This is a genomic window from Streptomyces sp. NPDC029169 (assembly GCF_055563935.1).
In genome coordinates this window covers 18,339-36,525 of record NZ_JBVHXA010000011.1, presented here as the reverse complement: position 1 = coordinate 36,525, position 18,187 = coordinate 18,339, and the positions used below count along the sequence as shown (strand labels likewise).

At 72.4% G+C, this 18,187-nt stretch carries 17 protein-coding genes; 10 read left to right on the top strand and 7 right to left on the bottom strand.

Features of this window, described 5'->3' with window-relative positions:
- The first annotated feature begins 50 nt into the window (after window positions 1-50).
- From ACZ4VI_RS21135 to ACZ4VI_RS21105, 7 genes are all read left to right on the top strand, one after another.
- Window positions 51-968 (top strand): glutamate ABC transporter substrate-binding protein, encoded by a 918-nt coding sequence (locus ACZ4VI_RS21135; RefSeq protein WP_468001221.1) that lies wholly within the window; start codon window positions 51-53, stop codon window positions 966-968.
- A gap of 104 nt (window positions 969-1,072) precedes the next feature.
- A complete protein-coding gene (locus ACZ4VI_RS21130; RefSeq protein ID WP_468001219.1) occupies window positions 1,073-1,720 on the top strand; it encodes an amino acid ABC transporter permease in 648 nt (215 codons plus the stop codon).
- Complete coding sequence (locus ACZ4VI_RS21125; protein ID WP_468001217.1) at window positions 1,717-2,628, top strand: amino acid ABC transporter permease; 912 nt, start codon at window positions 1,717-1,719, stop codon at window positions 2,626-2,628. Before ACZ4VI_RS21130 ends, ACZ4VI_RS21125 begins: the two co-directional genes overlap by 4 nt.
- A gap of 163 nt (window positions 2,629-2,791) precedes the next feature.
- Window positions 2,792-4,483 carry an FAD-dependent monooxygenase gene (locus ACZ4VI_RS21120; RefSeq protein ID WP_468001215.1) on the top strand — a complete coding sequence of 564 codons (1,692 nt, stop codon included), beginning with the start codon at window positions 2,792-2,794 and terminating at the stop codon, window positions 4,481-4,483.
- A 32-nt stretch (window positions 4,484-4,515) separates the two neighbouring features.
- Window positions 4,516-4,602 (top strand): putative leader peptide, encoded by an 87-nt coding sequence (locus tag ACZ4VI_RS21115; protein ID WP_361441868.1) that lies wholly within the window; start codon window positions 4,516-4,518, stop codon window positions 4,600-4,602.
- Between the two features lie 44 nt (window positions 4,603-4,646).
- Window positions 4,647-5,246 carry a cupin domain-containing protein gene (locus ACZ4VI_RS21110; protein WP_468001213.1) on the top strand — a complete coding sequence of 200 codons (600 nt, stop codon included), beginning with the start codon at window positions 4,647-4,649 and terminating at the stop codon, window positions 5,244-5,246.
- On the top strand, window positions 5,243-5,662 hold the full coding sequence (locus tag ACZ4VI_RS21105; RefSeq protein ID WP_468001211.1) for a rhodanese-like domain-containing protein: 420 nt from the start codon (window positions 5,243-5,245) through the stop codon (window positions 5,660-5,662). Before ACZ4VI_RS21110 ends, ACZ4VI_RS21105 begins: the two co-directional genes overlap by 4 nt.
- Window positions 5,663-5,749: 87 nt before the next feature.
- On the opposite strand, the gene recX is transcribed toward ACZ4VI_RS21105, so the two are convergent.
- The 4 genes from recX to ACZ4VI_RS21085 form a co-directional block, all read right to left on the bottom strand.
- Window positions 5,750-6,316 carry a recombination regulator RecX gene (gene recX, locus ACZ4VI_RS21100; protein ID WP_468001209.1) on the bottom strand — a complete coding sequence of 189 codons (567 nt, stop codon included), beginning with the start codon at window positions 6,314-6,316 and terminating at the stop codon, window positions 5,750-5,752.
- A 4-nt stretch (window positions 6,317-6,320) separates the two neighbouring features.
- A complete protein-coding gene (recA, locus tag ACZ4VI_RS21095) occupies window positions 6,321-7,451 on the bottom strand; it encodes a recombinase RecA (RefSeq protein WP_468001208.1) in 1,131 nt (376 codons plus the stop codon).
- A 296-nt stretch (window positions 7,452-7,747) separates the two neighbouring features.
- Window positions 7,748-8,893: an AI-2E family transporter gene (locus ACZ4VI_RS21090; protein ID WP_468001497.1), complete on the bottom strand. Its 1,146-nt coding sequence runs from the start codon at window positions 8,891-8,893 to the stop codon at window positions 7,748-7,750.
- Between the two features lie 328 nt (window positions 8,894-9,221).
- Complete coding sequence (locus tag ACZ4VI_RS21085) at window positions 9,222-9,416, bottom strand: DUF3046 domain-containing protein (protein WP_468001206.1); 195 nt, start codon at window positions 9,414-9,416, stop codon at window positions 9,222-9,224.
- 79 nt (window positions 9,417-9,495) lie between these two features.
- Between ACZ4VI_RS21085 and ACZ4VI_RS21080 the strand changes: the two genes are divergently transcribed.
- A complete protein-coding gene (locus ACZ4VI_RS21080; RefSeq protein WP_468001205.1) occupies window positions 9,496-10,425 on the top strand; it encodes a hypothetical protein in 930 nt (309 codons plus the stop codon).
- Between the two features lie 101 nt (window positions 10,426-10,526).
- On the opposite strand, the gene ACZ4VI_RS21075 is transcribed toward ACZ4VI_RS21080, so the two are convergent.
- The 3 genes from ACZ4VI_RS21075 to ACZ4VI_RS21065 are packed head-to-tail and all read right to left on the bottom strand — an operon-like array spanning window position 10,527 to window position 12,563.
- Window positions 10,527-10,835, bottom strand: coding sequence for an AzlD domain-containing protein (locus tag ACZ4VI_RS21075; RefSeq protein WP_468001203.1), 309 nt, complete (start codon window positions 10,833-10,835; stop codon window positions 10,527-10,529).
- Window positions 10,832-11,587: an AzlC family ABC transporter permease gene (locus ACZ4VI_RS21070; RefSeq protein ID WP_468001201.1), complete on the bottom strand. Its 756-nt coding sequence runs from the start codon at window positions 11,585-11,587 to the stop codon at window positions 10,832-10,834. The genes ACZ4VI_RS21075 and ACZ4VI_RS21070 overlap by 4 nt, the downstream gene beginning before the upstream one ends.
- Before the next feature lie 10 nt (window positions 11,588-11,597).
- Entirely contained in the window at window positions 11,598-12,563 is a 966-nt protein-coding gene (locus ACZ4VI_RS21065; protein WP_468001199.1) for an AraC family transcriptional regulator, read from the bottom strand.
- A 91-nt stretch (window positions 12,564-12,654) separates the two neighbouring features.
- On the opposite strand from ACZ4VI_RS21065, the gene ACZ4VI_RS21060 reads away from it, so the two are divergent.
- Window positions 12,655-17,295 carry an Lhr family ATP-dependent helicase gene (locus tag ACZ4VI_RS21060; RefSeq protein ID WP_468001197.1) on the top strand — a complete coding sequence of 1,547 codons (4,641 nt, stop codon included), beginning with the start codon at window positions 12,655-12,657 and terminating at the stop codon, window positions 17,293-17,295.
- 50 nt (window positions 17,296-17,345) lie between these two features.
- Entirely contained in the window at window positions 17,346-18,170 is an 825-nt protein-coding gene (locus ACZ4VI_RS21055) for a DNA-formamidopyrimidine glycosylase family protein (RefSeq protein ID WP_468001195.1), read from the top strand.
- Window positions 18,171-18,187: the final 17 nt, after the last annotated feature.

Genomic DNA, 18,187 nt, shown 5'->3' with positions numbered 1-18,187 from the left:
TCATGCTTCACCCTGCAGATCAACACGCCAAAAACCAAGGGATGTTCACCATGAAGCTCCGCAAGACCGCGGCCGTGGCCGTCGCCGTGCTCGCACTGACCGCGACCGCCTGTGGTGGCAAGGAGGGCTCGGCCGGCGACAAGCCCGCCGTGAAGCCCGGCGACAAGAGCGCCCCGCAGCTCCCCAAGTACATCGTCGCCACCGATGTGAAGCTGGAGTCGCCGACCTTCAAGGAGGCGCAGACGCGCGGCAAGCTGATCATCGGCTCCAAGGCCGACCAGCCGTACCTCGGCTTCGAGGACCAGGCCACCAAGGAGCGGTCCGGCTTCGACGTCGAGATCGCCAAGATGATCGCGGCGGAGCTCGGCTTCACCGAGGACAAGATCGAGTGGATGACCGTCGACTCCAAGTCCCGTGAGTCGACGATCTCGCTCGGCAAGATCGACTACTACGTCGGCACCTACACGATCAACGACAAGCGCAAGGCGCTGGTCGGCTTCGCGGGCCCGTACTACAAGGCCGGCGCCGACCTCCTGGTCCGCAAGGACGAGACCGCGATCACCGGTCCCGAGACCCTCAAGGGCAAGAAGGTCTGCTCCATCACGGGCTCCACCCCGCTGCAGGAGATCAAGAAGCCCGAGTACGGCGCCCAGACCGTCGAGCTCGGCAAGTACTCCGACTGCGTGCAGCAGCTGCTCACCAAGCAGGTCGACGCCGTCACCACCGACGACTCGATCCTCAAGGGCTACGCCGCCGCCAACGCCGGCAAGCTCAAGGTCGTCGGCAAGCCGTTCACCGAGGAGCCCTACGGCGTCGGCCTGAACAAGGACGACAAGGTCCTGCGCGACAAGATCAACGACATCCTTGAGAAGAACATCAAGGACGGCACGTACAAGAAGATCTACGAGGCGACTCTGGGTCTCTCCGGCTCCGCGTACGTCGCGCCGCCGGCGGTCAACCGCTACTGATCCCTCGCCCGAAGTCGAGCGCCCCGTACGGGAGTACGGGGCGCCGCTCCTCCTGCCCGTAAGCCTCCTGCCCGTAAGCCGCTGACCGCCGACGCGGAGACCTCATGAACGTACTGCTCGACCATTTCCCGGAGTTCCGCGACGGCTTCATAGGAACCGTGTCGATCACCGCCGTCAGCTCGGTCATCGCGCTGGTCCTCGGCGTCATCGTCGCCGGCTTCCGGGTCTCGCCCGTCCCGCCGCTGCGTTTCTTCGGGACCGCCTGGGTCACGCTGCTGCGCAACACCCCGCTGACGCTGCTCTTCCTCGTCTCGTTCTTCGTCGTCCCGGAGATCCTGTTCCCGGGGATGAGCCCCTTCGTACTCGGCTCGCTCGCGCTCGGCTTCTACACCTCCGCGTTCGTCTGCGAGGCCGTCCGGTCCGGCATCAGCACGGTGCCGATCGGCCAGGCGGAGGCCGCCCGTTCGCTCGGCATGACCTTCTCGCAGACGCTGCGGATGATCGTGCTGCCGCAGGCCACTCGGACCGTACTTCCGCCCCTGAGCTCGATCTTCATCGCGCTCACCAAGAACTCGGCCATCGCGGGCGCGTTCAGTGTCACCGAACTCTTCGGCTGGCAGACGCTGATGAGCGAGCAGGGCTACGCCATCGGCCCGATCTTCCTGTGGGTGGCCATCGCGTACCTCGTCGTCACCTTCACCATCAGCGGGATCTTCCGTCTCCTTGAGCGCCGCATGGAGGTCGCCCGATGAGTGCCAGCGTTCTCTTCGACACCCCGGGCCCCAAGGCGCGTGTCCGCAACCGGATCTACGCCGTCGTGGGCACCCTCGCCATCGTCGCGCTGCTCGCCGTGAGCGTGGTCCGGCTGGCCGACAAGGGTCACCTCGACCCCGCGATGTGGGACATCTTCAACTACGCGGGGATCCGGCAGAACATCGCCGACGCCCTCCTCGCCACCCTGAAGGCGTTCGGCCTCGCGGCGGTCGGTTCGCTCGTCCTCGGTGTGCTGCTGGCCGTCGCCAGGCTCTCGGACCACGCGCCGGTCCGCGTGGTGGCCACCGGCTTCATCGAGATCTTCCGCTCCATCCCGCTGCTGATCACGATCTACGCCGTCTGGGTCGCCTTCCTCGTCGACTACTCGATGTGGGCGTTGGCCCTCGGCCTGTCGATCTACAACGGCTGCGTCCAGGCCGAGGTGCTGCGCGCCGGCGTGAACGCCGTGCCGAAGGGGCAGCGCGAGGCCGCGTACGCCCTGGGCATGAGCAAGACGCAGGTCATGACGACCGTCCTGATGCCGCAGGCCGTCCGGGCGATGCTGCCGACGATCATCAGCCAGCTGGTGGTCACCCTGAAGGACACCTCGCTCGGCTTCGTGATCCTCTACCCCGAGCTGCTCTACTCGGCCCGACTCATCGCCTCCAACACGCAGGTCAACGGCCAGTACCCGTACGTCTCCACCATCGTGGTCTTCGGCGCCATCTACATCGCGCTGTGTCTCGCGCTCTCCGCGCTCGCCACCTGGATCGAGAAGCGGGGCCGCCGGGCCAAGACGGGGATCGTCGTCCCCAATGCCACCGCGACGGCGATCGTGCTGAGCAGCGACCCCGCCGGGGGCGGCACGGACGCCGGGCCCGACGAGCCCGGTATCACGAAGAACTGACAGTATGTGACATCATCCGGGGGCAGTGGCGGTCGCGCCGCTGCCCCCGTCGCTTGACGCAAGCACCCGCAATGGGTTGCATACGTTCTGTGATCACGCACCGGGCTCGCGCCACACTTCGCTGTGCTACCCGCATGACCGAACGGCCTTCAGGAGCCGCGCCGTGGACCCGGTGATCATCGTCGGCGCGGGGCCCGTAGGCCTCGCCCTCTCCCTTGCCCTGGCCTCGCAGGGCGTGCCCAGCGTCGTCCTCGACGAGGGCCCCGGCAAGGAGGAGATCCGCCCCGCCCGCACCGTCGTGCTGCGCGCCGACATGGCCGCGATGGTGGAGCGGCTGGGCTGCGCCACCCTGCGTGACGAAGGGGTCCGCTGGGTCGGCTGGCGCTCACTGAGGCGCAAGCAACAGATGCGGCACATCGAGCTGAGCCTCGGTCTCGGCGGTACGGAGAGTGACGACGAGGGCCCGGCGGCTCCGCTGCACATCCCGCAGCACGCCCTCGCCCGGGGACTGCGCGACGTGATCGCCGGGCAGGAGCTGATCCAGCTCGTCCACGACGCCCGCCTGGACACCATCGAGCAGGACGCGAGCGGGGTCACGGCCCACACCCGCGGCCCCGGACCGGGAACCGGCGGGACATGGTGGCGCGGCAGCCATCTGGTCGGCTGCGACGGCGCCCGCTCCACGGTGCGCAAGCTGCTCGCGATCCGCTTCCCCGGCCGTACGGCGGTGGAGCGGCACGCGGTGGCCGCGCTGCGCACCGAACTCCCCTGGCCCGGCGAGGCCCTGTTGCACCGTCAGCCGCCGTGGCGCGGCGGCGGCGAGGAGGTCACGGCCCGCCCGCTGCCGGACGGGGTCTGGCGGATCGACTGGCTGCTGCCGCCGCGGGGTGATCTCGTCACCCCGGACGCGCTCGTCACCAAGATCCGCGAAACCCTGGCCGGCTGGTGCGGCGGGGAGACTCCGCCGTACGAGTTGATCGACACCGGTGTCCACACGCTGCACCACCGGCTCGCGCGGCGCTGGCGCGTGGACCGGGTGTTCCTGGCGGGCGACGCGGCGCATCTGCTCGGCGCGGTCGGGACGCAGGGGCTCGACGAGGGGCTGCGGGACGCCGACAACCTGGCCTGGAAGCTCGCGTACGCCTGGCACCACGGGGCCTCGGACACGCTCCTCGACAGCTACCAGAGCGAGCGCCGCGCCGCCGTCGCCTCCCGGCTGCGGGCCGCCGACCAGTCGCTGCCGGTGCTGCGCGGCGGCGGGGGGCTGCGGACGTACCTGCCGGGCGGCTCCCGGGGCCACGACAACTTGTTGACGGACGGTCACCTGGGGCGCGGCCCGCTGGGCGCGCCCCCCGCGTACCCGCACTCCCCCCTCGCGCCCCAGGACGCCGGGGTGTCCCAGGTCGTGGTGGGGACGGGCGAGGGCGCGCCGGTCGAGGACGTACGCGTGACGGCACCGGACGGTACGACGGTACGGCTCCGGGACCGGCTCGGCCGGGGGCGGCTCCTGGTGGTCCTCGTCGCGCCCGGGACGGGCGTGTGGGACCGGCGGCACTGGATGAGCGCGGGCGTGATGCCCCGGCTCGTCGAGGCGGTACGGGCCCTGCCGGTGAAGGCGGAGCTGCTCGTGACGGAGGCGTATCCGGGGGCCGCGGCCCACACCGTGCTGCTGGTACGTCCGGACGGGCATCTGGTCGCCTCGTTCCCCGGGGTCCGGCCGGACGAGCTGTACGCGGCGGCGGACGCGACCCGGGGCGGGAAGGCGGAGACCGTGGCGAGCGGGGCCGCGGCGATCGGGGCCGCGGCGGAGAAGTCGCAGACCGGGAAGGGCGACCGGACGGCGGACGTCAATTGACCGTCACCGGCGCGCATGGTCTACTCCGGAGCGTGACCGACACCGATGTGCGCCTGTGGCGGAGGGTCCATATGGATCTCCTCCGTTTCGCGGGCTGCGTGTGTCGCCCGTCCTGCTGAATTCGCCCTTCCTTCCGCGCGCCCTTGGCCGCGCCCGCCGACGGATGTCGGGGCGCCGTCGCGCGCTTCCCCGCGAACTCCCAGGACGGTCCTCCGTGCACCAGCATGTCTCCGCGCCATCCGCGTCCCCTGTCTCCTCCGCTGTCTCCTCCGCGCCTTCCGCCGCCGATCTCCTGGACTTCGTCCGTCGGACGGCGGCGGACGACGAACTGATCGACTCCCTCCCCCTCGATCCCGAGGGCCGTACCTGGGTACGGCTCGACGGCCCCGGCGGCAGCGAGGCCTGGCTCATCGGCTGGCCGCCCGGCACAGGCACGGGCTGGCACGACCACGCCGAGTCGCACGGCGCGTTCACCACGGCGCGCGGCACCCTGAAGGAGAACTCCCTCGCGGTGCGGCTGCCGTCGGGCGGCTGGAAGACCCTGGAACTGGCCGACGGCGTCGACCGCGAGCGACGGCTGCCGGCGGGCAAGGGGCGTGCGTTCGGGCAGCACCATGTGCACGAGGTGCTCAACGAGTCCGGTGACACGCACGCGGTGTCGGTCCACGCGTACTATCCGCCGCTCCCGTTGATCCGGCGCTTCAGCCGGTCGGGCGTGGTGCTCCGTCTTGAGCAGGTCGAGCGTCCGGAGGACTGGCAGTGAGCGCGTACGAGGCAGGCGAGCGGGTGAGCATCGAGGAACTCCTGGAGCGGGTCAGGGCCGGCCTGGACCGGATCGAGCCCCGCGCGGCGTACGAGGCGTACGAGGCGGGTGACGCGCTCCTGGTCGATACCCGGTACGCGGCGCTGCGCGAGCGGGACGGGCTGATCCCGGGCGCGCTGGTCGTGGAGCGCAACGAACTGGAGTGGCGGCTCGACCCGCTGGGCAGCCACCACGCGCCCCAGGCCGACAGCCACGACCTGCGCGTGGTGGTGTTCTGCAACGAGGGCTACGCGTCCTCGCTGGCGGCGGCCTCGCTCCGGCAACTGGGGCTGCACCGGGCGACCGACGTGATCGGCGGCTTCCAGGCCTGGAAGGCGGCGGGCCTTCCGGTACTGCTGCCCGGCGCGAGGGCGTAGCGGGTACGAGGGTGTAGCCGACGCGAGGGCGTAGCCAGCACAAGGGCGTAGACCGTACGGAACAACGCACCGCCCCCGCGCGGCCGGCTAGAAGGCCTCGTCCAGCCCCTCCGTGTCCTCGCCCTCGGCCTCCAGGGCCTGTCGGACCACCCGTAGGGCCATGCCCTCGGGGTAGCCCTTGCGGGCGAGCATGCCCGCGAGGCGGCGGAGCCGGCGGTCCCGGTCGAGGCCGCGGGTGGCGCGGAGCTTGCGGTCGACGAGCTCGCGCGCGGTGATCTCCTCCTGCTCGGAGTCCAGTTGCCCCACCGCCTCCTGGATGAGCGAGGGGTCGACGCCCTTGGTTCGCAGTTCGCGGGCGAGGGCGCGACGGGCGAGCCCTCGCCCGTGGTGCCGGGACTCCACCCAGGCATCGGCGAACGCGGCATCGTCGATCAGCCCGACGTCCTCGAAACGGGAGAGGACCTCTTCGGCGACCTCGTCGGGGATCTCGCGCTTGCGCAGGGCGTCGGCGAGCTGCTTGCGGGTGCGGGGGGTCCCGGTGAGCAGGCGCAGGCAGATCGCCCGCGCCCGCTCAGCCGGATCCTGGGGCGACAGCTCCTTCTCGGCCCTCGACGAGTCGGCGCTGTCGCCCGGCCATTCGGTGCGACCGGTCACGGGCTCAGCTCTTGGCCGCCGGGGCCTTGGTCGCCTTGGTGGCCTTGGCCGCCGGGGCGGACTTGGCCGTCTCGTCCGTGGCGGCCGCCTCCGCGGCGCCGGGGGCCTCGGCGCCGGCCTCGGCCGTCGCGGCCCCCGGCCGGACTCCGACGCCCAGCTTCTCCTTGATCTTCTTCTCGATCTCGTCGGCGAGGTCGGGGTTGTCCTTCAGGAAGTTGCGGGCGTTCTCCTTGCCCTGGCCGAGCTGGTCGCCCTCGTACGTGTACCAGGCACCGGCCTTGCGGACGAAGCCGTGCTCCACGCCCATGTCGATCAGGCCGCCCTCGCGGCTGATGCCCTGGCCGTAGAGGATGTCGAACTCGGCCTGCTTGAAGGGCGGCGCGACCTTGTTCTTGACGACCTTGACGCGGGTGCGGTTGCCGACCGCGTCCGTGCCGTCCTTGAGGGTCTCGATACGGCGGATGTCGAGACGCACCGAGGCATAGAACTTCAGGGCGCGGCCACCGGTCGTGGTCTCTGGCGAGCCGAACATCACGCCGATCTTCTCGCGGAGCTGGTTGATGAAGATCGCGGTGGTCTTGGACTGGTTGAGCGCGCTGGTGATCTTCCGGAGGGCCTGGCTCATCAGGCGGGCCTGGAGACCCACGTGCGAGTCGCCCATCTCGCCCTCGATCTCCGCGCGCGGGACGAGCGCGGCGACGGAGTCGATGACGATGAGGTCGAGGGCGCCGGAGCGGACCAGCATGTCGACGATCTCGAGGGCCTGCTCACCGTTGTCCGGCTGGGACAGGATGAGGTTGTCGATGTCGACGCCGAGCTTCTTCGCGTACTCGGGGTCGAGGGCGTGCTCGGCGTCCACGAAGGCGACCTGGCCGCCGGCCTTCTGGGCGTTGGCAACGGCGTGCAGGGTCAGGGTCGTCTTACCGGAGGACTCCGGCCCGTAGATCTCCACGACACGGCCGCGGGGCAGTCCGCCGACGCCGAGCGCGATGTCGAGGGCGGTCGAGCCGGTGGAGATCACCTCGATCGGCTCCTGGGTGCGGTCGCCCATGCGCATCACGGCACCCTTGCCGAATTGCCGTTCAATCTGCGCGAGCGCGGCTTCGAGTGCCTTCTCGCGGTCGGTACCTGCCATGGGTTCCACCCGGTTTGCTTGAGTCGATCGCTTCATGTGAAAGACGCTAACCCCTGCCACTGACAATGGGCCCCGCCGTCCCTCCGACCTGTGGATAACTCGCTCACAACCCCGCGATTCCAAGGGCCGAACCCCCATGAGAATGGATGTTCGATTTTGGTGTCAAGCGCACCACGCGGGCCCGCGGCCACCGGACGACGGATCCCCGGCGCGGGCGGCGGGGAGCGCGTGGTGGCTCCCGGCGCCGGTGGAGCGGATCCTTCCGAAGGTGCGGCTGGAACGCCGCTGACGCGCGGTCAGGCGCCGTCCTCCCCGGACGACACCTGGCCCTGCTCCTTCTTGTGGTGCAGCGCCTTCTGGAGCCGCGCGACGACGGCCTCCCCGTAGCGCCGGTGGCCGTGGACGCGCGGGTCGTCCGTCACGTCGTAACGCTTCACATAGGCGCCGAGGAACGCCTGGAGGGTGGCGACGGCCGGGATCGCGATCAGCGCGCCGACCGCGCCGAGCAGGGCCGTGCCGGCGATCACCGAGCCGAACGCGACCGCCGGGTGGATGTCCACGGTCTTGGACGTCAGCTTGGGCTGGAGGACGTAGTTCTCGAACTGCTGGTAGATCACGACGAAGACCAGCACCCACAGCGCGTACCAGGGGTCCTCGGTGAAGGCGATCAGCATGGGCAGCGCGCCCGCCAGATACGTGCCGATGGTGGGGATGAACTGCGAGACGAGGCCGACCCAGACCGCGAGCGCCGGCGCGTACGGCACGCCGAGGATCTCCAGCAGGACGAAGTGCGCGACGCCGGAGATGAGCGCCATCAGGCCGCGGGAGTAGAGGTAGCCGCCTGTCTTGTCGACGGCGATCTCCCAGGCCCGCAGTACCTCGGTCTGGCGGGCCGGCGGCAGGACGGAGCACAGCGCGCGGCGCAGCCTGGGCCCGTCGGCGGCGAAGTAGAACGAGAACAGGAAGATCGTCAGCAGCTTGAACAGGCCGCCGAGGACGGTGGCGGAGACGTCGAGGACCCCGGTCGCGCTGTTCTGCACGTACTTCCGCAGCCAGTCGGAGCGCAGCACGCTGTCCTGGACCTCGACGCGGGACAGCTCGGTGTGGAACGTCTGGTTGATCCAGTTGATCAGCGAGTCGAGGTACTTGGGGAAGTTCTCGACCATGTCGACGATCTGGCCCGCCAGCATCGAGCCGAGCAGCACCACGAAGCCGACGCTGACGACCATGACGGTGAGGAAGACGAGGAACGTGGCGAGTCCTCGCCGCATGCCCCGGGCGGCCATCCGCCCGACGGCCGGTTCGATGGCGAGGGCCAGGAAGAAGGCGAGGAGGATGTTGACGAGGAGCCCGATGAGCTGGTGGAAGGCCCAGCTGCCCAGTTGGAAGCAGGCGTAGAGCGCGAGGGCTAGCACCAGGGCCCGCGGCAGCCAGCGGGGCATCCGCCCGGCGGACGCGGACGGCGTACGGGCCCCTGGCGTACCGGCTCCGGACCCGGGAGCGGGTACGGGCGCGGGCTCGGGAGTCGGCGCGGGTACGGTCGGCGGCTCACCACCCGCGGGTGCCGTGTCGGCCGTCGCCACAGGGGCTCTGCCCACGGCCGACCGCCCGCCCGCCCCCGTCTCCGCTCCCGCCTCTGGGGATCGCCCGTTCACGGCCTGCTGGAAGGTCCCGTCGGCGGTCGTCTTCCCGGTCTCGTCGGTTTCGTCAGTCGGAGGCACCCCGCCAGTCTCGCGCACCGCGCGGACATTCCGTCCCGGCCGGGGCGAGTCAGCGTTTGTCCGCCGGTACGTCCATGGCCGCGCAGACGGCCCGCCACACGTCCTTCGCCTCCCACCCGGCGTCCAGTGCCTGGTGCACCGTACGTCCGCCCAGTTCGGACATCACATGGTCCCGTGCGAAGGATTCGGCGTAGGACCCGCCGAAGTGGTCCGCCATCCGCTCCCAGAAAATCGTCAACCGCATGACCCCAGTATCCCGCCCCCAAGAGTGCAGCCCGGCCGGTAAGCCTTGTCACACGTCCTCGGCAGCCTACGGTCGGACCATGGCTGGAACTCCTCTCGCGGCTCCGCACCCCACTCCCCTCGCGCGCGCCGAGCACTTCATCTGGCTGACGGCCCGCGTGCTCGAACAGCGCCGGTTCGCCTACCACTTCCTGCGCGGCGCCGCGGAACCCGTCGAGGTCGCCCTCGCGGCGTACCTCAACGAAGACGGCGGCTACGGCCACGCCCTCGAACCGGATCTGCGCGGCCCGGTCAGCCAGCCGCTGCACACCGGGCACGCGCTGCGGGTCCTGGACTCGATCGGCCGCTGCGGCGGGCTGCGGGTCGAGCGGATCTGCCGCTACCTCACCGAGGTGTCCACCCACGATGGGGCGCTGCCCGCGGTCCACCCCTCGCAGCGCGGCTATCCCGCCGCACCGTTCGTGCCGATCGTCGACGACCCGCCCAGCGCCCTGCTGTCCACCGGCCCCGTGGTCGGGCTGCTCCACCGCAACCAGGTGTGGCACGCGTGGCTGTTCCGCGCGACGGAGTTCTGCTGGTCGGCGGTGGAGTCGCTGGAGAAGTCGCACCCGTACGAGATCGAGGCCGCCGTCGCCTTCCTGGACGGGGTCCCGGACCGGTCACGGGCGCAGGCGGTGGCCGACCGGCTGGGGCGCCTGGTGCGGGAGCAGCGGCTGGCGGTCCTGGATCCGGACCGGCTCGACGAGTTCCCGGTGGCACCCGGGTACGCACCGGGCGAGCACCACTTCCCGTACGACTACGCGCGCGTGCCGGACTCGCTGGCACGCCGCTGGTTCACGGACGAGGAGATGGCACGCTCGCTCGACCACCTGGCGGCGGCACAGGAGGAGGACGGCGGCTGGCCGGTCACCTGGCGCCAGTGGGCCCCGGGCACGGCACTGGAGGCACGCCCGATCGTGACGATCGAAGCCCTACGAACGCTACGCGCCCACGGCCGCCCGATCACCTGACCCTCACCGTGTCCACCGGACGCCGGCTCCGGACCGCTCGGCGGGCCGAGACCAGACGCCGCTGGGCGCCGAACCGCTGGGCTACCGGTCCGCCGGGCTTGTCACCCTCCCAGCGCCCGGACCCCTGCCGTGACGGCGACAGCTGCGGCCACGACCACCAGGAACGGGGCTCGCAGGACCAGGGCGACGGCCGCCGCGGTGACGCCCGCCGCGCGGGCGTCCAGGGCGAGACCGGTACCCGCGCCGAAGGTCTGCTGGGCGGTGAGCGCCGCGAGGAGGGCCACCGGGAGCAGGGCCGCCAGGCGCTGGACGAGCGGTCGTTCCAGGGCGCCCGCGGGCACCAGGAGTCCGAGCAGCTTGAGGAGGTAGCAGCCGACGGCCGTGAGGCCGATCGCGATCCAGACGCTCATCGCTCCCCCTCGTCGCCCGACGCGTCCGCCGCTCCCGTCCGACCTGCCATGCGCCGCCCCCGCACCCACAGCACCGCGGGCGCGGCGAGCGCCGCCGCAAGGACGGGGACCCCGGCCGGCAGCACGGGCAGCAGGCCGAGGCCGAGCACGACGGCGAGCCCCGCCGTGTACCGCTCCGTCGCGGTCCTCAGCATGGGCGCGAGGAGCGCGAGGAAGACGGCGGGTCCGGCCGCGTCCAGGCCCCAGGCCTCGGTATCGCCGATGGCCTCGGCCCCGAGGGCGCCGAGCAGCGTCGTCAGGTTCCACAGCAGGTAGAGCGTGAGCCCGGTGACGGTGAAGCCGACCCGCGCCGTCCGCCGCGTCGGCTGCGCCAGCGCGACCGCCGCCGTCTCGTCGATGACCCACTGCGCGGCGAAGGGCCTGACCGCACGGGGCAGGGCGAGGAGCTGGGACAGGCGCAGCCCGTAGAACGCGTTACGGGTGCCCAGGAAGAACGCGCCCGCGGTGGCCGTGAACGGGTTCCCGCCGGCCGCGAGTGCCCCCACCAGCGCGAACTGCGAGGCGCCGGTGAAGACGAGCAGGCTGAGCGCGCAGGTCTGGAGCAGGCTGAGCCCGGAACCCGTGGAGGTCACGCCGAAGGCGAAGCCGGAGAGGCCGACGGCGATCCCGACCCCGAGCGCGTCGCGAACGACCCTCGAGTCCGCCGTGGTGGTCCCCTCCCGTATGACTGGGGGTGCTGTCTGTTCTGCCACGCCAGGGACGCTACGAGGCCGGGCCGTCCCCGGTCTTGTACGTTCTTGCACCCCGCGACCCCGCATCTCCCACGCCCACGCCCACGCCCGCGCCCCGCGCACCCGCACCCGCACCCGCACCCGCACCCCGCGACCCGCCACCCCGCGCACCCGCACCCGGACCCCGCGAGCGCTGGTACGCCCCCGGCGGCACACCCACGCTCCGCGTGAAGTGCCGGTTGAGGTGCGGCTGGTCGGTGAAGCCGACGGCGACGGCCGCCTCCGCCGGGGCCGTCCCCGTGTCGAGCAGCCGCCGGGCCCGCCGCACGCGCGCGTCGGTGAGACAGGTGTGCGGCGGCATCCCGTAGGCGTCCCGGAAGGCCCGCAGCAGGGCGAAGGGGCTGGTGCCCAGGTCGGCGGCGAGCCGCTCCAGCGTCGGCGGGTCGGTCATCCGCTCCTCCAGGACCGCACGCGCGCGTGCCGCGTTGCGGGCGCCGGCCGAGCGCGGAGCGAGCGGCGCGATCCGGCCCCCGTGGCTGCGCAGCATCCTCGCGGTGACCAGCCGCAGCAGGCTGTCGGCGGCCAGCGCGTTGCCCTCTTCGGCGGCCCGGTGGACGCCGAGGACGAGCTGCGCGGCGTACGGGTCGTCGACGACGGGCGCGGTGAATCCGACGTCGCCCCGCAGGGCGATCGTGTCGGCGGCGATGGACCGGATCAGCTCCGCGTCGGGGTAGATCGTGCGGTACGTCCAGCCCTCGGGCACGCCCGCGTGCCCGGTGTGCGGGGTGTCGGGGTTGACCAGGGCGATCTGGCCGGGCCCTGCGTGCACGAGTTCGTCGCGGTAGTGGAAGGCCTCGACGCCGTCGGTGATGGCGGCGAAGACGAAGGACTCGTGCGTGTGCCGGGCGAAGGCCTTGTGCACGTAGTGGGCGTGCAGCAGGTCGACGCCGGGCAGCTCGGCGTACTGCCAGTACCGTGCGCGTTCGCCCGTCGCCATGCCCCCATTCTGCGCCACCGGCCGCCGCCGTCACGAGCGGGTTTTCCCCAGGTCCGGGCGGTTGTCAGTGGCGGGGTGCACGATGGGTGGCATGGTCAGGTCCGCACTCGACTCGTTCTCCCCCGCGACCCGTGCTTGGTTCACCGGGGCCTTCCACGCGCCCACCGCGGCGCAGGAGGGCGCCTGGCAGGCCATCGGCGCGGGCTCGGACGTGCTCGTCGTCGCCCCGACGGGTTCCGGCAAGACGCTCGCGGCCTTCCTCGCCTCCCTGGACCAGTTGGCCTCCGCCCCGCCGCCGGCGGACCCCAAGAAGCGCTGCCGCGTGCTGTACGTCTCGCCGCTGAAGGCGCTGGCTGTCGACGTCGAGCGCAACCTGCGCTCCCCGCTGACCGGTATCCGTCAGGAGTCGGTCCGGCTCGGGCTGCCCGAGCCGGAGGTGCGGGTCGGGATCCGTTCCGGTGACACGCCGCCCGCCGAGCGGCGCGCGCTGGCCACGAAGCCGCCGGACATCCTGATCACGACCCCTGAGTCGCTGTTCCTGATGCTGACCTCCGCCACCCGCGACGCGCTCGCCGGGATCGAGACGGTCATCCTGGACGAGGTCCACGCGGTCGCCGGGACGAAGCGCGGCGCGCATCTGGCGCTGTCCCTGGAGCGTCTCGACGAGCTGCTGCCCCGCCCGGCCCGCCGGATCGGCCTGTCGGCGACGGTGCGTCCGGTGGACGAGGTCGCCCGCTATCTCTCGCCGCAGCGCAAGGTGGAGATCGTCCAGCCGCCGTCGGGCAAGGAGTTCGACCTCTCGGTGGTCGTCCCGGTCGAGGACATGGGCGAGCTGGGAGGCTCCCCCGCCTCCGAGGGCACGGACGGCGGGGACAAGCCGTCGATCTGGCCGCATGTCGAGGAGCGCATCGCCGACCTCGTCCAGGCCCACCGCTCCACGATCGTCTTCGCCAACTCGCGCCGGCTGGCCGAGCGGCTGTGCAACCGGCTCAACGAGATCGCGTACGAGCGCGCCATGGGCGAGCCACTGCCCGACGACGGGCCGCCGCCGGCCGAGATCATGGCGCAGTCCGGCGCCGCGCGGGGCGCGCCCGGGCTTCTCGCCCGCGCCCACCACGGCTCGGTCTCCAAGGAGCAGCGCGCCCAGGTCGAGGAGGACCTCAAGGCGGGCCGGCTGCCCGCCGTGGTGGCGACCTCCAGTCTGGAGCTGGGCATCGACATGGGTGCGGTGGATCTCGTCGTGCAGGTCGAGTCCCCGCCGTCGGTCGCCTCGGGCCTCCAGCGCGTGGGCCGTGCCGGACACCAGGTCGGCGCCGTGTCGACGGGCGTGGTGTTCCCGAAGTACCGCGGCGATCTCGTCCAGGCGGCCGTGGTCACCGAGCGGATGCGCAGCGGCTCGATCGAGTCGATGCGTGTCCCGGCGAACCCGCTGGACGTCCTGGCCCAGCAGCTCGTGGCGATGGTCGCCCTGGACACCTGGCAGGTGGACGACCTGCTGGCCACGGTCCGCCGGGCCGCTCCGTTCGCCTCCCTGCCCGAGTCGGCGTTCACGGCCGTCCTGGACATGCTGGCCGGGCGCTATCCCTCGGACGCCTTCGCGGAGCTGCGCCCGCGCGTGGTGTGGGACCGGGTGGCCGGCACGGTCACGGGCCGTCCGGGTGCGCAGCGGCTCGCGGTCACCTCGGGCGGCACGATCCCCGACCGGGGGCTTTTCGGCGTCTTCCTGGCCGGTTCCGACCCCAAGAAGGGCGGCGGCCGGGTCGGGGAGCTGGACGAGGAGATGGTGTACGAGTCCCGGGTCGGCGATGTCTTCACGCTGGGCACGACCTCCTGGCGGATCGAGGACATCACCCGGGACCGGGTCCTGGTCTCCCCGGCCCCCGGCGTGCCGGGCCGGCTGCCGTTCTGGAAGGGCGACCAGCTGGGGCGTCCGCTCGAACTGGGCCGCGCGGTGGGCGCGTTCCTGCGCGAGGTCGGCTCCCTGGAGACCGAGGACGCCCGGCTGCGCCTGGTCGCCGCCGGCCTGGACGCCTGGGCGGCCGACAACGTCCTGGCGTATCTGGCCGAGCAGCGCCAGGCCTGCGGCCATGTGCCGGACGACCGCACGATCCTGGTGGAGCGGTTCCGGGACGAGCTCGGCGACTGGCGGGTCGTCATCCACTCCCCCTTCGGGGCCCAGGTGCACGCCCCGTGGGCGCTGGCCCTGGGAGCCAGGCTCGCCGAGCGGTACGGCCTGGACGCCCAGGTGATGCACGCCGACGACGGGATCGTGCTGCGGCTGCCGGACGCCGACCTGATGGGCCTGGACCTCCTGGACCAGGAGCCGATCGACCCCGGCCGGCACCTCGACACGACGTACGACTCCGACCAGGCCCCGGTCGGCGCGGCGGACGCGCTCTTCGACAAGGGCGAGATCGGTCAGATCGTCACCGACCAGGTCGGCGGATCGGCCCTGTTCGCCTCCCGCTTCCGGGAGTGCGCCGCGCGGGCCCTGCTGCTTCCCAAGCGCAACCCGGGCAAGCGCACCCCGCTGTGGCAGCAGCGCCAGCGCGCCGCGCAACTGCTCCAGGTGGCGAGCGAGTTCGGATCGTTCCCGATCGTCCTGGAAGCGGTCCGCGAATGCCTCCAGGACGTCTTCGACGTCCCCGGGCTCCAAGAGCTCATGGGCGACATCGAGTCCCGCCGCGTCCGGCTGGTCGAGGTGACGACCCCCGAGCCGTCGCCGTTCGCCCGCTCCCTGCTCTTCGGCTACGTGGCCCAGTTCCTGTACGAGGGAGACTCCCCGCTCGCCGAGCGGCGGGCCGCCGCCCTCTCCCTGGACTCGCGGCTCCTCGCCGAGCTGCTCGGTCAGGCGGAGCTGCGCGAGCTGCTCGACGCGGACGTGCTGACGGAGCTGGAGCGGGAGCTCCAGTGGCTCACCGAGGAGCGCCGGATCAAGGACCCGGAGGGTGTCGCCGACGCACTGCGGGTACTCGGGCCCCTCACCGAGGCCGAGCTGACCGAGCGCGGCGCGGAGCCGGCCTGGGTGCACGAGCTGGGAGCCGCCCGCCGGGCCATCCGGGTCCGGATCGCGGGCACCGACCACTGGGCGGCGATCGAGGACGCGGGCCGGCTGCGGGACGCCCTCGGCACGGCCCTGCCGGTGGGAGTGCCCGAGGCGTTCACGGAGCCGGTGAAGGACCCCCTGGGCGATCTCCTGGCCCGGCACGCGCGCACGCACGGCCCGTTCACGTCCTCCGCGGCAGCCGCCCGCTTCGGCCTCGGAGCCGCCGTCACCGACGGGGCCCTCCAGCGCCTCGCCGCGGCCGGCCGGGTCGTCCAGGGCGAGTTCCATCCCTCCGGGATCGGCCAGGAGTGGTGCGACGCAGCCGTCCTGCGCCGCCTGCGCCGCCGCTCCCTCGCCGCGCTCCGGCACGAAGTGGAGCCGGTGGCCCCGGCCGCGCTCGCCACGTTCCTTCCGCAGTGGCAGCACCTGGGGAGCAGCAGCCTGCGCGGGATCGACGGGCTGGCCCGCGCCATCGAGCAGTTGCAGGGCGCGCCCGTGCCGGCCTCGGCCCTGGAGAAGCTGATCCTGCCGTCCCGGGTCAGGGACTACTCCCCCGCGATGCTCGACGAGCTGACCACGACGGGCGAGGTCGTCTGGGCCGGCGCGGGAGCCCTGCCCGGCAAGGACGGCTGGATCTCGCTCTATCTGGCCGACGCGGCGCCGCTGTTGCTCCCGCCGCCGCACCCGCTGGAGCAGACCGCGCTCCACGAGTCGGTGCTCACCACCCTGTCCGGCGGATACGGCCTGTTCTTCCGCCAGATCGCCGATCAGGTACGGGCCACCACGCACCCGGACGCCACCGATCCCCAACTCGCCGATGCGGTCTGGGACCTGGCCTGGTCGGGCCGGCTCACCAACGACACCCTCGCCCCGCTGCGTTCCCTGCTCGGCTCGGGCCGTACGGCGGGGTCCACGGCTCATCGCGCCAAGCGCACGGTCCCGCGCGGCCGTTACGGCACGCTCACCGCGGCCGCCCGGCCCGCGTCCCGGACCGGACCACCCACGGTCAGCGGACGCTGGTCGCTGCTTCCGCCCGTGGAGCCTGAGCCGACCCACCGCGCGCACGCGCTCGCCCGCACACTCCTGGACCGGCACGGTGTGGTCACCCGGGGCGCCGTGGCCGCCGAGGGCGTCGAGGGCGGTTTCTCGGCGACGTACCGCATTCTGTCCGCCTTCGAGGACAGCGGGCAGGCGCGCCGCGGCTATGTGGTGGAGGGTCTCGGCGCGGCCCAGTTCGCGATGGACGGGGCCGTGGACCGGCTCCGCGCGGCGGCGACCGCCCGGGACCGCGGCGCGGAGGCCGGCGCGGGCCCGCGCGCGGTGGTCCTTGCCGCCGCCGACCCGGCCAACGCGTACGGGGCGGCGCTGCCCTGGCCCGAGCCGCCGAGCGGCGCGGGGCACAAGCCCGGCCGCAAGGCGGGCTCCATGGTCGTCCTGGTCGACGGGGAGCTGACGCTGTACATGGAGCGCGGCGGAAAGACGCTGCTGTGCTGGCCGGCCGACCCCGAGGACCCGGCGCTGAGAGCCGCCGCCGAGGCCCTGGCCGCGGCCGCCCTGGCCGGGTCGCTCGGCACGGTCACCGTCGAGCGGGTCAACGGCTCCACCGCCCTCACCTCCCCGCTCGCCCGCCCGCTGGAGGCGGCCGGCTTCCACGCCACCCCGAGGGGGCTGCGCCTCCGCCCGTAGGAGACCCGCCATAGAGGACCCGGAAGACGCGGAGGACCCATCATGGAGTCATGCCCGAAGGAGACACCGTCTGGCAGACCGCCCGCCGCCTGCACTCCGCGCTGGCCGGCCGCGTCCTGACCCGGTCCGACCTGCGCGTGCCCAAGTTCGCCACCGCCGATCTCACCGGCCGCACCGTCCTCGACGTCACACCGCGCGGCAAGCACCTGCTCACCCGATTCGACGGCGGACTGACCCTCCACTCGCATCTGCGGATGGACGGTCAGTGGCGGGTGTTCGCCACCGGTGAGCGCTGGAGCGGCGGCCCGGCGCATCAGATCCGGGCGATCCTCGGCAATGCGGAGCAGACCGCCGTCGGCTACCGCCTCCCCGTCCTGGAACTGATCCGCACGGCCGAGGAACAGCACGTGGTCGGCCATCTCGGCCCGGACCTCCTCGGCCCGGACTGGGATCCGGCGGAGGCCGTCCGCCGTCTCACTGCCGACCCCGCCCGGCCCCTCGGCGAGGCCCTCCTCGACCAGCGGAATCTCGCGGGCATCGGCAATGTCTACACGTCGGAGCTGGCCTTCCTCGCCGCCGTCACACCCTGGCTCCCGGTCGGCGAGCTCCCGCCCGGCGTCCCCGAACGCCTGGTCGCCACCGCCCACCGCCTCCTGGAGGCGAACAAGGACCGTCCCGGCCGGCGCACCACCACGACCCGGCACCCCAACCACCCCCTCTACGTCTACGGCCGCGAGAACCGCCCCTGCCTGCGCTGCGGCACGCCTGTCCGCCGGGCGGATCCCCCCGCCCACGGGTCCGGCCCCGGCGACCGCGTCTCGTACTGGTGCCCCGGCTGCCAGCGCGGCCCGTCAGGGCAGCCTCCCCGCAATTGACGAACCGTCAGATCCAG

What these genes read in the sequence shown, in the direction of transcription:
- recA (WP_468001208.1), bottom strand. Translation starts at nt 7,451, where the DNA reads ATGGCAGGTACCGACCGCGAGAAGGCACTCGAAGCCGCGCTCGCGCAG.
- ACZ4VI_RS21135 (WP_468001221.1), top strand. Translation starts at nt 51, where the DNA reads ATGAAGCTCCGCAAGACCGCGGCCGTGGCCGTCGCCGTGCTCGCACTG.
- ACZ4VI_RS21065 (WP_468001199.1), bottom strand. Translation starts at nt 12,563, where the DNA reads ATGGCGACGGGCGAACGCGCACGGTACTGGCAGTACGCCGAGCTGCCC.
- ACZ4VI_RS21110 (WP_468001213.1), top strand. Translation starts at nt 4,647, where the DNA reads ATGTCGGGGCGCCGTCGCGCGCTTCCCCGCGAACTCCCAGGACGGTCC.
- ACZ4VI_RS21125 (WP_468001217.1), top strand. Translation starts at nt 1,717, where the DNA reads ATGAGTGCCAGCGTTCTCTTCGACACCCCGGGCCCCAAGGCGCGTGTC.
- ACZ4VI_RS21080 (WP_468001205.1), top strand. Translation starts at nt 9,496, where the DNA reads ATGGCTGGAACTCCTCTCGCGGCTCCGCACCCCACTCCCCTCGCGCGC.
- ACZ4VI_RS21075 (WP_468001203.1), bottom strand. Translation starts at nt 10,835, where the DNA reads ATGAGCGTCTGGATCGCGATCGGCCTCACGGCCGTCGGCTGCTACCTC.
- ACZ4VI_RS21130 (WP_468001219.1), top strand. Translation starts at nt 1,073, where the DNA reads ATGAACGTACTGCTCGACCATTTCCCGGAGTTCCGCGACGGCTTCATA.
- ACZ4VI_RS21085 (WP_468001206.1), bottom strand. Translation starts at nt 9,416, where the DNA reads ATGCGGTTGACGATTTTCTGGGAGCGGATGGCGGACCACTTCGGCGGG.
- ACZ4VI_RS21090 (WP_468001497.1), bottom strand. Translation starts at nt 8,893, where the DNA reads ATGCCCCGCTGGCTGCCGCGGGCCCTGGTGCTAGCCCTCGCGCTCTAC.
- ACZ4VI_RS21060 (WP_468001197.1), top strand. Translation starts at nt 12,655, where the DNA reads ATGGTCAGGTCCGCACTCGACTCGTTCTCCCCCGCGACCCGTGCTTGG.
- ACZ4VI_RS21055 (WP_468001195.1), top strand. Translation starts at nt 17,346, where the DNA reads ATGCCCGAAGGAGACACCGTCTGGCAGACCGCCCGCCGCCTGCACTCC.